The organism is Martinezella paranaensis, from assembly GCF_014200235.1.
Lineage (GTDB): Bacteria > Pseudomonadota > Alphaproteobacteria > Rhizobiales > Rhizobiaceae > Rhizobium > Rhizobium paranaense.
In genome coordinates this window covers 108905-122016 of the sequence record NZ_JACHBI010000010.1, presented here as the reverse complement: position 1 = coordinate 122016, position 13112 = coordinate 108905, and the positions used below count along the sequence as shown (strand labels likewise).

The window sequence follows — 13112 nt, the reverse complement described above, 5'->3', positions numbered from 1 at the left end:
GCGCCGCGTTCCTTCTGGAAAGGTTATCTCAAACTCTCGCTCGTCAGCCTGCCAGCAGCAAGCTGACACTCATCCGGCACTCTGGGATGAGCCGTGGTCGTCTAAGCTACACCACTCCATGGGACACGATCTGCCGTATAGCGGCAGCGGCGCTTCAGCGGATGCTCGCGACTGCGTGAGCGACGCGCTCGGATCGATCAGAATGCGAAGATGCTTGATCCCCAGCTCTCTCGCACTGAGAGTGGGTTTGGCGCAAATGCCCGACATGCAGTTTCAGGCGTTTCCCATCGCGGAAATGAGAGTCGGCATGTTCGCGGCGCCATCCTATCTGCAAGGGAGCGGTCCGATCGAGGTTCCGGCTGATCTCGAGCGACATGCGCTGGTTCTGCCGCGCGAGCGACCGGGCGTTGCGTACCTCGCGCTCTCCAATGGCGCGCGAGAAGAGAAAGTTTCCCTGCGAGCCGACGTGCGAGCAAGCGATTTCGCATGCGTATTGAAACTCGCCGAGGCAGGCGCTGGGATAGCACCTCTTCCCGAAATTATCGTTGCCAATTCGATGTCGGCCGGCAGGCTCGTCCGCGTCCTGCCCGATTGGAGTTGGTCCGGTCTGACACTCCACGCGATCAGCGCGCCCGGACGGCAGATGACCGCGCGCACAAAGGCATTCCGCGATTACATCAAGGCTCGGCTTTAGCGCGCACTCTGCTCCTTTTGCATTTTGCTTTTTCCAAAGGTGCCGCGGCTGTTCGAAAATCTGCCCAAGGGTCGGAGCGAAGTGCGGCGAGACGGGTGGGCGTATTGTTGACGGTGAAATAGGCTGGCCCGATCGCGGGGCTAAGTTCCTCCCAGGCGAGCGGCATCGAGACTGCGGCGCCCGGCCGCGCTCGCGTCGAATAGGGGGCCACTGCCGTCGAACCGCGCTGATTGCGCAGATAGTCGATCAGGATTTTGCCGTGGCGCTTCGATTTCGTGATGGTGGAAACGTAGCGCTCGGGGCTGTCGGCTGCCATCTGATCGGCAATGGATTTTGTGAAGGCTTTGACGGCCGGCCAATCTGCCGATGGTTTCAATGGCGACACGACATGCAGCCCCTTGCCGCCCGACGTCTTGATGAAGGCCTCCAGCCCAGCCTCTTTCATGCGATCGCGCGTTTCTTCCGCCGCTTCGATCACCCGCTCCCAGGGCACGCCGGGGCCGGGATCGAGATCCATGATGATCATATCGGGATGCTCCCAATCGGCGACCGTGATGCCCCAGGGGTGGAGTTCCAGCGATCCAGCCTGCACGAGACCAAGCAAGCCATCGAGATCATCGATACTGACCAGCGGCTCCTCATCCCTTTCCTTCGGATCATGGATGAGGACGATGTTCTTGTTCAGGCCTTTCCACGCATGCTTTTGGAAAAAGCTCTGGCCGTTGATGCCATCGGGACAGCGTAGCAGCGCCAATGGCCGCTGGACGACGAAGCGCGCCATGTATTTCCAGACATCGGTGTAATAATCGGCGAGACCTTCCTTGGTAACGCCCTCATCAGGCCAGTAGATGCGGTCGGGATGCGTGAGAACAACAGTCCGCTTCGGCTGCTCGGCTTCCGTAGCCGAAGCGGCTGAGGTCTCTCGGACGATTTCGGTCGCCGGCTTGTCTTCGCGCAGACCTCGGAATGCTGCGTGCCGTAAGAGTCCATCCCCCGTCCAAGTTCGGAACTCGATTTCGGCAACCAGTTCCGGACGAACGAAACGAACGCCGCGCGCTTCGTCGGCGGCAAGACGTTTGTCGAACGGGCTGTCATCGGCCCGCATGCCTTCGAGTTGAGAATAGAGATCTTCGGCGACTTTGTTGGTAAACCCGGTGCCGACGCGACCGACATGTTTTAGCCTGCCTTTGTCGAAAATGCCGAGAACGAGGGAACCGATCGCCTTGCGCGCCGTCGATGACGGTACATAGCCTGCAATCACGAACTCCTGCCGGAAGGAACACTTCGATTTCAGCCAACCTTTGCCGCGGCCGGAGCGATAAGGTTCGTCAGCGCGTTTCGACACGATACCTTCCAGACTCAGGCGGCAGGCATGCTCCAGCATCAGCTCGCCATCGGCATCGAAATCGCTGCTGAAGCGGAGTTTGCCATTCCCCGAGGGGATGAATTTCTCCAGTATTTTCTTTCGTTCCACCAGCGGCACGTCGCGAAGATCATATCCGTCGAGATAGAGGAGATCGAAGGTGTAGAAGACGAAACGATCGCCCCTGCCATCGCTGAGATCGGCTTGCAGGGCTGAGAAATCCGATGCACCGGAACTGGTCTCGACCACCAGTTCGCCGTCCACAAGCGCCGTTTTGACCGGAAGAGCGGCCAATTCGGCCAGAAGCGTTTTCCCGAACTTGTCAGACCAGTCGAGGCCGCTGCGCGTCAGCAACTTGACGTGCCCATCCTCGATGCGGGCCTGCAGGCGATAGCCGTCGAACTTGATCTCGTGGAGCCATTGCTTCCCGCTCGGCGGCGTCTTTGTCAGTGTCGCCAATGTCGGCGGCACGAAATCGGGCAAAGCCGATTTTCTAGCCTTCTTCACGGACGAGGGATCAACCTGAATTTTCAGTGCGGACGGTCGGGATTGCCTACCCCTGCCCGACGGTTGTTTGATCTTGCCCGTCTTCGAGGACCATCCGGGCTTTTCTCCTTCAAGCTCTTCGATCAACCGGCCGGTCTTTACGGATTCTGGTCGCTCCTCGAGAATGTCATCCGCACCCTCGGGACGGGCCGCCTCATCGTCGCTTTTGATAAGCAGCCAATTGTCCCGCTTTTCTCGGGCACGTCTTGCCATGCGGACCAGATGCCAGCGGCCGTGAAGCTTCTCGCCATGCAGCTCGAGTTCGATGTGCCCCTTTTGGAAGCCCTTGTGCGGATCGCCATCCGGCTCCCAGGTGCCGCGATCCCAGACGATCACCGAGCCGCCGCCATATTCGCCCTTGGGAATAGTGCCTTCGAAATCGCCATAGTCGAGCGGATGGTCTTCCACTTGGACTGCCAGACGTTTGTCGCTCGGAACAAGGCTTGGACCCTTTGCAACCGCCCAGCTCTTCAAAACGCCGTCAAGTTCCAGGCGAAAATCATAGTGCAGATGGCTGGCTGCATGCTTCTGGATGACGAAGCTGTTATGCCCGGCAGTCTTGCGCGTGCGTCCCCTGGGTTCGGATGTCTTCGAAAAATCCCGCTTTTCGCGATAGGTCTCAAGCGCCATGGATCAGCCTGCCTTTCGCTGCCGGGAGGCATTGGAGGCGGCTCGTTTCGGCGTCTGCTTCTTTTCGCCCTTGATACCGGTTTGGACGCCGGCGCTCTGGCGAAGTGCTTCCATGAGATCGACGACCTTTTCCGGCTTGCGCTCCTTGCGCACGGTAATCTTGCGGCCTTCGAGCTTTGCCTTGATCAGCTCGGTGAGGGCTGCTTCGTAGCGATCATCAAATGTCTGGGCGTCGAACGTACCGCTTTTCGTGGTGATGATATGTTTTGCAAGATCAAGCATTTCGCCCTTGATCTTGATGTCTGGTATATCCTCGAAAGCCTTGTCCGCAGAGCGGACCTCGTAGTCGAAGTTCAGCGTCGTCGCGAGCAAGCCCTTATCGTAGGGACGGATCAACAAGGTCCGCAAACGCCGGAAAAGCACGGTCCGCGCGATGGCCGCGACCTTCTTTTTCTGCATACCGTCGCGGATCAGCGCAAAGGCCCCTTCGCCGCCACGATCGCTCGGGGAGAGATAGTAGGGCTTGTCGAAATAAACGTCGTCGATATCCGAAGATGCGACGAACGCCTGGAGATGAAGGGTCTTGTCGCTTCCAGGGACTGCGGCGGCGATTTCGTCGGGCTCAAAGATCACATAGTCGTCCTTGCCGACTTCGTAGCCCTTGACCTGATCCTCGCGCCCCACGGGTTTTCCGGTGCTGCTATCCACGAATTCACGCCGGACGCGATTGCCCGTGGCTCGATTAATGGTGTGAAAAGAGACACGCTCGGACGTCGACGTCGCGGTATAAAGCGCAACGGGGCAAGTCACCAAACCGAATTGCAAATAGCCTTTCCACTGCGCACGCGGCGACATCCGACAAATCTCCGGTGAATCAATGGAATTGAACGATATCTGGCGGGCTTTGTTCCGGCAGGTCAGTTAATTTTGCTCGCCAGCGCCTTCCCTTCAAAAGAGATGGCGGCGCAAACGCAATGCAATCCAATCAACAGGCGGGCTTCCATTTCCGCCAGACTTTGCCAACGGCTTGACTACTTCGGTCAATCATGAGAACATATAGTGAACAAATGGAGGTATCCATGACGAAAACCGAACAAGTCATAGAACGAGCCATGACCTTTGTCGCAGTCTCGAAAGCGCTGCGCGAACGCGAACAGGAACGGCGCGCCGCCTGGAAGCGCCGCGTCGATATCAGCCGACCGTTACCGCCCTTGCCGCGCGCTGTGCAGCTTTCCCTCAACTTGGATCGATGATGCCGCGATGGGCGATCAGGACATTTAAGCCGGTTGCCTCTGCGATGATGGATATCCGCGACGTAAGCTGCCTTTAGGCCGAACGAGTGGCAGTATAGCCAAGCGGAATTGGGATCGCTCGGGGAACCGCGAGGGGGTGATGGCGTTCTCTCATCGGAGGACAATGCCATGGCAAAATATGATCCAACATCACCCCCGGTCCCGGCTCCTGAAACGGGGCTTCCCAATCCCATACAGCCGCAATCGGCAGAACCACCCAAAATAGATAATGTGGGAAATGGTACTGGCGCAGAAGACGATGATGAAGCCGCGTATGCGCGCGGCGTCGAAGCCGGCAAAAGGGAGACTGAGGCCGAGAAAAATCCCTATCCCGAGGGAAGCAGTCTCGCCAAGTCCTATGAGCACGGCTATCTGGATGGGCAGAAGATAAGGAGCGACGACAAGCCGCCGCATTGAAATCGCACCCTTAAACGATTTTCGTGGACGCCACGGGCCGAACAGCATGTTGCGGCCCGATTTAGGTCGCATTGTATTTCAGCGACGTCCCATAAGGCAGCGTCGCCGGTCAGCCATTGATTTGCCTATTCCTCGGGCCTGTCGGCAAAGTGAGAGACAGCAAACTCGGCGACCTTTCTATTCGATTTGCGCGCATCCTCGATCCAGAAGGGGAAGATCTGCCACTGATGGATCATGCCCGGCCAAACCTCAGCGGTAACATCGACACCGGCCTTGCGTGCTTTGTCTTCCAGCCGGCGTGTGTCGTCGAGCAGCGTCTCACGCGAGCCGACCTGCAAGAGCAGGGGCGGAAAACCGGTCAGATCGGCGTAAAGCGGCGACCGCGCGGGTTCAACCGGAGATTTGTCGCCGATATAGATGTTGCGGATCACCTCCAGCTCGGCCTTGCCCATGAACGGATCATTGTCAGCATTCGTGGTAATGGATTCACCGGTTGCGGCAAAATCAGTCACCGGGCTCATCGCGACCACGGCCGCCGGCAAAGGTCCCTTGATCCGAAGCTGATTGAGGGTCGCTTCGATGGCCAGAGTGCCACCCACGGACTCTCCGACGATCACCACGTTCTCAGGCCTGTATCCTGAGGCCAGCAGCCAACGATAGGCGGCCAGAGTGTCATCGATCTGCGCCGGAACCCTATTCTCCGGCAGCAGGCGGTAGTCGACCAGGAGAACATCGGCAGACGCAGCCTTCGCAAGGGAACCCGCTATATTCCGATGCGTCCTGAGGGAGCCGCTGTAGAACCCGCCTCCATGGAGATAGAGTATCACGCGCCTGCCGATCGGATGGTGCAGTCGGGCGGGCCATATCAGGTCGGCATCAACCCCGTTGGCATCGACATGGCGGATCTGAACGCGTGTGGGATCCGGAGTTGACGCCATAAGCCTTTCGAAAGCGGCGCGCCGTTGGCGAAGGTCCTGAGCGGCATAGGTCGGACGCAGGGCCTCGATGAGTTTGTCGATCTGATTGTTCGAGGCTTTCGTCTGCGAAGCGGCATCAAGCGCATAGGCCGTTGATACCGGCAGCGCCGGCGAAACAGCAAGGGCGACGGTGGCCACCGACGCCGTCGCAAAAAGGCGCATGAAGCGAAAAAACCAAAATCCGTTCATACGATTAGCCTTTCTGCCGTGGAGACCAGACGTCTCACCGTCGCAGAATTGATGTCTGAGTCAAGCATGGCGGGTAGAGTAGGAAAGTCGGCCAAGGGGCTCCTGGAAACTGCAGCGGCTGGATAGCCCGTTCCCGAACTTCCAGCCCTATGAGTGCAGCAAATTCCGGGCTTAAAAGCGCGGTAAAACCCTGAATTCGATGCTCAGCTATAGTGCACACCTTCATACAGCACATAGCCTACTGGATGGTGCGTGAAGTGGAGGACCGGCAATACCGGGTTACTGTTGTCTTCGGTGGGATAGGCTGACGCGACGGAAATATACTCGCCCAGCAGCTCGATTGCTTCCCCTGCCTTCAGGTCGGGGATCTCGTGGTCGAGCCCTTCATTGTCGCCGAAACGCACGGCAACGAAGACGGTCTGGCCGGTGATATCATCATCGCCGCCGTCGAACTTCAGAACCGTTTCAATCTTCACCGTGAAATGCTGGTGGTTTGCACCGTGGTGGTTCTCCGGAGCCTCGAACACATGCGCTATTACACCTTGAACCCGAGCCAGGGGTGCGCCGAGTGAATGTGAAAACCGATGGTGGGGAAGTATCTTGTTTGCCCGAATACTCATCGCAACCTCGATAAACGTGTCTGGAAAATCAATTGTCCTGCCCGATCATTATCTGCAATCCATTGCATCCAGGTGACATCGCCAGCGGCTTCGAACCTTCCAATCGAAGGGAGGAAGCCGCCGGCGACGCGGCAAGCCGAGATTGTTCTCGGGTGGTTTTGCGGATGCGCGCCTACACCGGCTCGCGCTGCGAGGCCATCAGGCGGGCGATGACGGCCTCTCGCGCCGTCCGTGAACCGGCAAGACGCCGCTTCGTCCTCGCGATCACATCGGCCGTCGCCTCCTCGGGTGTGCCCGAATGGAACGGTGGCGTGGGCGCATATTCCAACGAAAGCTGAACCGTCTCCGCTTCCTCTTGGCCTAAAAGGGCCGCAACGACCGCCAGCCCGAAATCGATGCCGGCCGTCACACCGCCGGCGGTGATGAGATTGCCGTCCCGGACGATGCGGCCCGTGGTCGGGACAGCACCGAAGCTTGCGAGAAAATCGTGGGCATTCCAGTGCGTCGTCGCCTTCCTGCCCTTGAGCAAGCCGGCGGCGCCCAGCACCAGAGAGCCGGTGCAGACCGAGGTGATGAAGCGCGCCTGCGCTGCCTGTGCGCGAATGAAAGACAGTACGATCTCATCCTCAAGCAATGGATTGATGCCGCCACCGCCGGGCACGCAGATGACATCGAGCTGAGGGCATTCGTCGAACGTCGTTGTCGGCTGAAGGACCAATTTCGTTGCAGAAATGACGGGCGAAGTGTCCTTCCAGATCAGATGGACCTCCGCGCCCTCCGCCGAGGCAAAGATCTCATAGGGGCCTGTCAGATCGAGTTGCTGAATACCGGGAAAGACGAGCAGTCCGAAGCGAATGGTCATGGTGCATCTCCAAATGGTTGACTCCGGCAAGCCTACGCGATCACTATCTGGCGTATTTGCCAAAGTCCCCTCGTTTTGAGCCAACCATGCGCCGTATTGAAATCCTCGCCTTCGAAAATGCCCAACTGCTCGATATAACCGGGCCATTGCAGGTGTTTACGAGCGCCAACGAAGAGGCGCTCGCAGCCGGTCAGCCGAAGCCCTATGACGCGATCGCAGTTGCAAGGAGCGAGCAGACCGGAACGACCTCGGGCTTGTCGCTTGCGACGGCGTTGCTGCCCGATGACGATGAGCCGATCGATACCCTGATGGTCGTAGGCGGCATCGGCGTCAATAAGGCGTGTGAGGATACGGCCCTTGTCGACTGGATCCGCCGGCGGTCAGCCAGGGCAAGGCGGATCGCTTCCGTCTGCAGCGGCGCCTTTCTTCTTGCGGAAGCCGGACTTTTGGATGGGCGGCGCGCGGTAACGCATTGGCACCGATGCAAGGAGTTTTCCAAGCGCTTCCCGAATGTGCGGTTGGAACCCGATCCGATCTTTATCCAGGACGGCAACATATGGACGTCGGCAGGCGTCACTGCCGGCATCGATCTGGCACTCGCGCTGGTCGAGGCGGATCTCGGCCGCAAATTGGCGCTCGCTGTTGCCCGCGAACTCGTCGTCTTTCTGAAGCGACCGGGCGGCCAGGCTCAGTTCAGTACGATGCTCTCGCTGCAGGAAAGCGGCGATCGTTTTGACCGGCTGCATGGATGGATCATCGACAATTTGCGCGCCGACCTTTCGCTGCCGGCGCTCGCCGAACGGGCGAATATGAGCGCGCGCAGCTTTTCGCGGCATTATCGCCAGGCAACTGGGCGAACGCCGGCTCGGGCTGTCGAGGATATCCGCGTGGAGGCCGTGCGGCACCTCCTGGAGCAGGGCTTATCCGTTCGTCAGGCACGTATCCGCTGCGGTTTCGGTTCGGAAGAGACCATGCGACGGAGTTTCCTCAGAGCATTCGGAACCACGCCGCAGGCCTTTCGCGATCATTTCGGATAAGGCCGCCATCGGCAATGCCTCTGCCAGAAAGACGAGCAGAAAGCCGGGGCGCGTCATTTTTCTCCTTCCGCAGATCGTCTGGCACCCCCAAGTGACTGGACATCTCGCCTCTTTGGGATCACCATCAACCCGGGCTGAAGTTACATCGAAGGGGACCAACTATCGCCAAATAGGAGGCCGAGATGAAGCAGCATGCACGCGATGACTTGCAGAAAATTGCAAAAGTCGATCAGGACTTCCTTAATCGAGAAATGTCGCGAAGCCAGCGGCTCGAACGTTGGATAGATCTTCTCGAGCGGAGTCCCCGACAGTTTCTTTCCACTTTGCGCGAAACCGAATTTCAGCCTAGTGAAACCAGGGCGGCAATGCGAACGGATAGCTCTCCAATTTCCGTCGCTTTTGCGGATCCGGTTCTTCGCGCTGCCGGCTTGGAAAACGACAGCTACGGGGAGGCCAAGCGCTTCTTCGAACTCACGGATCATGAGCTGCACGGAATTGTCTGCTACTGCCATTTCGGCGAGACGGTCAATTCTGCCGTAGTCGCACGCTCCATTCGTCCGTTGGTTGCCGGGCGGCCACCGAGCCTGTTTGCCCGTTTGCGCAAGGCGTTGTCGATATAGTCCATACTTCGGCAATACCGGCTCCGGCTGACGGACTTTGGCGATGTGTCCAACTTGGCTGCGTCGCATGAGCAACACACCGGCAGTCGAGCGTTGGCTTGGCAATCCCTGGGGTTCCAGATCCTCAAGGATCGCCTCACCCGACGTTTGGCGGATCATTGTCGCGGATAGCAATCCACGACGAGAGAGCCGCCTGCCATGTTGGGAGGAAGCGGCCTCCGGCTCGAACCCAAACGTAAAACGAGAAAAGGCGCTCGACCCTTTCGGGGAGCGCCTTTTCCAACCCGGACGGCTTGGAACGCATCGACTGGCGTCGAGCAGCAGACCATCAATACGGGAAGTGAAGCGTAGATACGGTTGGGCGTTCGCGATTTCAAGTGGCGATAGTATGAATGGATCGCCACGCTCGTCGGATTCCGGCGGATATTCACATGAAACTTGTTGCAGTCATTGTAGTTACCTTCGCATCACTTCCTTACCGCTATGCCCGCCGAAATGGCTGCCGCCAAAAAGGCATCGCACGCTTCCTCCACAGACCCTTGGCTATGGTAAGTGCCGATCAAGGTTTTCTTGGCCATGGCATGAATGCGGTCGGCTTTGCCTGCTGGCCATTCGCGAAGAAGAAATTTAAGGGCCTGTTCGGTGTTGTTGATCGTAACGTGGTGGCCGCACTCCCCGGTGACGATCGTCACCGAACGATTCCACAAATATTTGGACATGTAGCAGTTTCCTCCGCCCATGAAACGGACACTCTTCGCCTTGGTTCCCACCCGGAGCGAAACAATCAAAAATATTCATTGGAGCATGCGAAAACATATACCAGAAGCTGAATACCTCCCTCCTGCCGCAGTTGCCCGGAGGGGCATCGATGAAACAAAATTAGCTCTGTCTTGTTTGACCTTTCATAGGAAAGGAGGCCGACATGACAGAGCCTCGAAAGCCAAAGACACTATCGCGCGAAGAAGACTATCGCGACTATGAGGATCGCAATCTTCGGGACGGCTGGCCTTATTCGGACGGGAGCGGAAGTGCCTCGCAAAGCCCTGAAAACAGGGGATATGGTGACACCTCCGCGAATTTCGACGAGGAGCCGGATCGCAATTTCATTGTGGATGCAGCCGATCAGACTGGCCTCGAGCGAGCCGAGGACGATACGACCGGGCCTCTTCCCACCGATCGTATCGACAGCGATGAACTGGAAGCGGTCATAACCGAGCAGCTCGAACTGAGAGGTGTCGACATCGACAGCATCGACGTACAGGCCGACGGCGGCACCGTGACGCTGGAAGGTAGCGTCGAGACGATTCCGCTGGCCCGTCATCTTGAAGCGATCGTTCGGTCCATCCCCGGCGTCGTCGAGGTTCAAAATAACCTTCGGACGACCGGCGTCGATGCACATATTCCGGGCGACGACGAGTAATGCCACATTGCCTTGAACGGGAGTCAATGCCGCAGGAAACTCCGGATCTTCTTCAGATCCTGGACGAAGGCCAAACGGCTCCGTTGCTTTTCGTCCGCCTCCCTGATCCTCAGAAGAGCCGATGGGTGAATGGTGACGAGAATGTCGAACTGCCCGGGTGGACGAAGGATGCTGCCACGATCGCGCATCACCCGCACCTTCGATCCGAGCAACGAAGACACGGCCGTTGCGCCGAGCGCTACGACCAGTTTCGGTTTCAATAGGTCAAGTTCGGCGCCAAGCCACCAGGCGCAACGCTGCACCTCGCCGGCATTGGGCCGGGAATGCAGTCGCTTCTTGCCGCGCATCTGATACTTGAAATGCTTGACCGCATTGGTGACGTAACAGCGGTCGCGATCGACCCCGGCCTCCTCAAGGCATTGATCCAGCAGGCGGCCCGCCGGCCCGACAAAGGGCTTGCCCGACAGATCTTCCTTGTCACCGGGTTGTTCGCCGACCAGCACGACCTCGGCCGTTTCGGGGCCTTCCCCGAAGACGAGATGCGTCGCGTGGCGATAGAGGTCGCAACGCGTGCAGGCTTCGGCGTCGTGCCGGAGTTCGCCGAGCGTCACCGCGTCGGCATGATCGCGCTGGAGGGAAGGACCGGTATAGGGCGAGGAGTGTTTATCGAGCATGAGCGGCTCGCTGCGATTTGAACGTCACACCCTCGTCAACCGATCGCCGCTTTCTTTGTTCCGTGCGGCACGAGGAGTTGCCAAATCTTGATCCGGATGAGATGCAAGCCGCGGCCCTCACCACACGTATCCGTCATCCTGTATCAGACGCGCTTCGAGACAGGCCATGACAAAGGCTTCGCGCGCAGCGTCAAGCGTGGCGCGGTGTGAAATGGCGGCGAGGCATTTTTCCTTTGCCTTCACATAATATGAGCCTCTTTCGGATGGCCATCGGACGGAAAGAAAATGAATAGCGTCTTCCGGTCCGTTCACGCGCGAGGTGAAGCGGCCGCCCACCGCAACGCAAACCGGTGTGTTCCAGAGCATCTTGAATTTGACGTCGATGATTTCGTTCATGTGCTCCCCCTGTTATTTGTCCACCAAACAAGGGGTCGGGACGATTGTTCCCGCGGGATGGAGCGCTATTTACTGGAGATGACAACGCATGCGCCGTGCCGGGATATCCCTGCCCGCCGCATGCAGAGGCATCGCATTCCTCAGCACCATCGACATCGTCTTGCCGGCTCGGGAACAACCGCTGCCTTTGAATGTTCGTGGATCTACGGGGCAGTTTCTGGATCGAAATATGAACGACGCGACGATGACATATCGCCAGATGTTTTCGGGCAAGCGGCTCTTGATCGTCGAGGACGGATATTTCCTCTCCGAGGAGGCGCGTCAAAAATTGCAGGAACTTGGCGCTACCCTGCTCGGTCCCGTCAGCACGGCCGAAGACGCTCTCGAACTCATCAAAGGCAAGAACGTGGATGCGGTGATCCTCGACCTGCATCTCGACGCCGGATTTGTATTTCCGATCGTGGAAACGCTTCAGAGGCTGAAGCTTCCTTATCTATTCGCGATAGGCCACGAACCGCCCATCGTTCCCGCCGGATTTACCGGCTTCATCCTGTGCGACAAAGCCGCGGAAATCGAACACATCGGCAAGGCGCTGTTCGGCAGGCGAAAACGGGATCTCTATTTGGTGTAGAGGGCTCTCGACCTCTCCAGATGCTTCAGGACCGCAGCCTCCGTACCGTCGGCATCATGGTCGGACAGCCGCTCCAATATTTCTTCATGCTCGACCAGCGTGAACTTTTCCTTGCCGGTCCAGATGAGCATGTCCGTATGGTAGGTCTTCAGCCAAGCCAGCATCGCCTCGCTGACCGCGACGAAAATCGGATTTCCGGAAATCTGGGCAATCCGGGTGTGAAACTGCATGTCGGCCGAAATGAACTCCTCGGCATGCCCGAGGGAGGCCCGCTGGCGTTCAATAATATCTCTGAGGTCAGCGATATCTTTTTCCGTGGCGCGCGGTGCAGCCTCCCGGGCCATACCGCGCTCGAAGAATATGCGCGCGCTCTTCAGATGTTCGAGGGTGTCCGACGACTGCGATAACATGATCTTCGCGGTCAAATCGACCTGCCGGAAAATCGATTTCGCAGTCAGTTGCAGCACCTTCGCCCGCTCCCCATGCGAAATGCTGACCAATCCCATATTGGCGAGCGACTGCATCGCCTCGCGGATCGCCGGACGCCCGACGCCAAAGCGCTCCATGAGAACACGCTCGGACGGCATTTCATCGCCGGGCTTGAGTTCTCCCGACGTGATCAAACGCTCTAATCGGTCGAATACTTCGTCGGAGAGCTTCCGACGTACGATCTGTTCGACTGGTTGGCTCATGGCATCTCGCTGGCTCAAAGCTTTTCTCCCTTATGCAATGTCAGACCGCGCT

General features: G+C 58.3%; 16 protein-coding genes. 8 read left to right on the top strand and 8 right to left on the bottom strand.

Annotated elements, in window-relative coordinates:
• Nucleotides 1–118 precede the first annotated feature (118 nt).
• Entirely contained in the window at nucleotides 119–694 is a 576-nt protein-coding gene (locus GGD50_RS22660) for a LysR substrate-binding domain-containing protein (protein WP_343070005.1), read from the top strand.
• Here the strand turns inward: GGD50_RS22660 and ligD are convergent.
• Both ligD and ku read right to left on the bottom strand, forming a co-directional pair.
• Nucleotides 678–3233, bottom strand: coding sequence for a DNA ligase D (gene ligD, locus GGD50_RS22655; protein WP_183939578.1), 2556 nt, complete (start codon nucleotides 3231–3233; stop codon nucleotides 678–680). The genes GGD50_RS22660 and ligD overlap by 17 nt on opposite strands.
• A gap of 3 nt (nucleotides 3234–3236) precedes the next feature.
• The gene (gene ku, locus GGD50_RS22650) at nucleotides 3237–4088 is read right to left on the bottom strand and encodes a non-homologous end joining protein Ku (protein WP_183939573.1); all 852 of its coding nucleotides are present in this window, start codon (nucleotides 4086–4088) and stop codon (nucleotides 3237–3239) included.
• Between the two features lie 224 nt (nucleotides 4089–4312).
• On the opposite strand from ku, the gene GGD50_RS22645 reads away from it, so the two are divergent.
• Nucleotides 4313–4486: a hypothetical protein gene (locus GGD50_RS22645; RefSeq protein ID WP_183939570.1), complete on the top strand. Its 174-nt coding sequence runs from the start codon at nucleotides 4313–4315 to the stop codon at nucleotides 4484–4486.
• Nucleotides 4487–4654: 168 nt separating this feature from the next.
• Nucleotides 4655–4942 (top strand): Sf3a2-prov protein, encoded by a 288-nt coding sequence (locus tag GGD50_RS22640; protein WP_183939567.1) that lies wholly within the window; start codon nucleotides 4655–4657, stop codon nucleotides 4940–4942.
• A gap of 125 nt (nucleotides 4943–5067) precedes the next feature.
• Here GGD50_RS22640 and GGD50_RS22635 read toward each other — a convergent pair whose 3' ends face one another.
• The 3 genes from GGD50_RS22635 to GGD50_RS22625 all read right to left on the bottom strand — a co-directional run bounded on the left by GGD50_RS22635 (nucleotide 5068) and on the right by GGD50_RS22625 (nucleotide 7590).
• Nucleotides 5068–6081: an alpha/beta hydrolase gene (locus tag GGD50_RS22635; protein WP_414125011.1), complete on the bottom strand. Its 1014-nt coding sequence runs from the start codon at nucleotides 6079–6081 to the stop codon at nucleotides 5068–5070.
• A gap of 230 nt (nucleotides 6082–6311) precedes the next feature.
• Nucleotides 6312–6728, bottom strand: coding sequence for a hypothetical protein (locus GGD50_RS22630; protein WP_183939560.1), 417 nt, complete (start codon nucleotides 6726–6728; stop codon nucleotides 6312–6314).
• A gap of 172 nt (nucleotides 6729–6900) precedes the next feature.
• A complete protein-coding gene (locus GGD50_RS22625; RefSeq protein ID WP_183939557.1) occupies nucleotides 6901–7590 on the bottom strand; it encodes a DJ-1/PfpI family protein in 690 nt (229 codons plus the stop codon).
• Between the two features lie 86 nt (nucleotides 7591–7676).
• Between GGD50_RS22625 and GGD50_RS22620 the strand changes: the two genes are divergently transcribed.
• The 4 genes from GGD50_RS22620 (at nucleotide 7677) to GGD50_RS22605 (ending at nucleotide 10667) form a co-directional block, all read left to right on the top strand.
• A complete protein-coding gene (locus GGD50_RS22620; protein WP_183939554.1) occupies nucleotides 7677–8627 on the top strand; it encodes a GlxA family transcriptional regulator in 951 nt (316 codons plus the stop codon).
• Nucleotides 8628–8809: 182 nt separating this feature from the next.
• A complete protein-coding gene (locus GGD50_RS22615; RefSeq protein WP_183939552.1) occupies nucleotides 8810–9247 on the top strand; it encodes a hypothetical protein in 438 nt (145 codons plus the stop codon).
• A 431-nt stretch (nucleotides 9248–9678) separates the two neighbouring features.
• Entirely contained in the window at nucleotides 9679–10077 is a 399-nt protein-coding gene (locus tag GGD50_RS32815; RefSeq protein ID WP_246451441.1) for a hypothetical protein, read from the top strand.
• Between the two features lie 92 nt (nucleotides 10078–10169).
• Complete coding sequence (locus GGD50_RS22605) at nucleotides 10170–10667, top strand: BON domain-containing protein (RefSeq protein ID WP_183939548.1); 498 nt, start codon at nucleotides 10170–10172, stop codon at nucleotides 10665–10667.
• A 23-nt stretch (nucleotides 10668–10690) separates the two neighbouring features.
• On the opposite strand, the gene GGD50_RS22600 is transcribed toward GGD50_RS22605, so the two are convergent.
• Together GGD50_RS22600 and GGD50_RS22595 are read right to left on the bottom strand one after the other, a co-directional pair.
• On the bottom strand, nucleotides 10691–11341 hold the full coding sequence (locus GGD50_RS22600; RefSeq protein WP_183939546.1) for a UdgX family uracil-DNA binding protein: 651 nt from the start codon (nucleotides 11339–11341) through the stop codon (nucleotides 10691–10693).
• Nucleotides 11342–11458: 117 nt separating this feature from the next.
• Nucleotides 11459–11737 (bottom strand): DUF982 domain-containing protein, encoded by a 279-nt coding sequence (locus GGD50_RS22595; RefSeq protein ID WP_183939544.1) that lies wholly within the window; start codon nucleotides 11735–11737, stop codon nucleotides 11459–11461.
• Between the two features lie 229 nt (nucleotides 11738–11966).
• Between GGD50_RS22595 and GGD50_RS22590 the strand changes: the two genes are divergently transcribed.
• Nucleotides 11967–12368: a response regulator gene (locus tag GGD50_RS22590; RefSeq protein WP_246451438.1), complete on the top strand. Its 402-nt coding sequence runs from the start codon at nucleotides 11967–11969 to the stop codon at nucleotides 12366–12368.
• On the opposite strand, the gene GGD50_RS22585 is transcribed toward GGD50_RS22590, so the two are convergent.
• Nucleotides 12356–13060, bottom strand: coding sequence for a transcriptional regulator NanR (locus GGD50_RS22585; RefSeq protein ID WP_183939541.1), 705 nt, complete (start codon nucleotides 13058–13060; stop codon nucleotides 12356–12358). The two genes, GGD50_RS22590 and GGD50_RS22585, sit on opposite strands and share 13 nt — an antisense overlap.
• Nucleotides 13061–13112 lie beyond the last annotated feature (52 nt).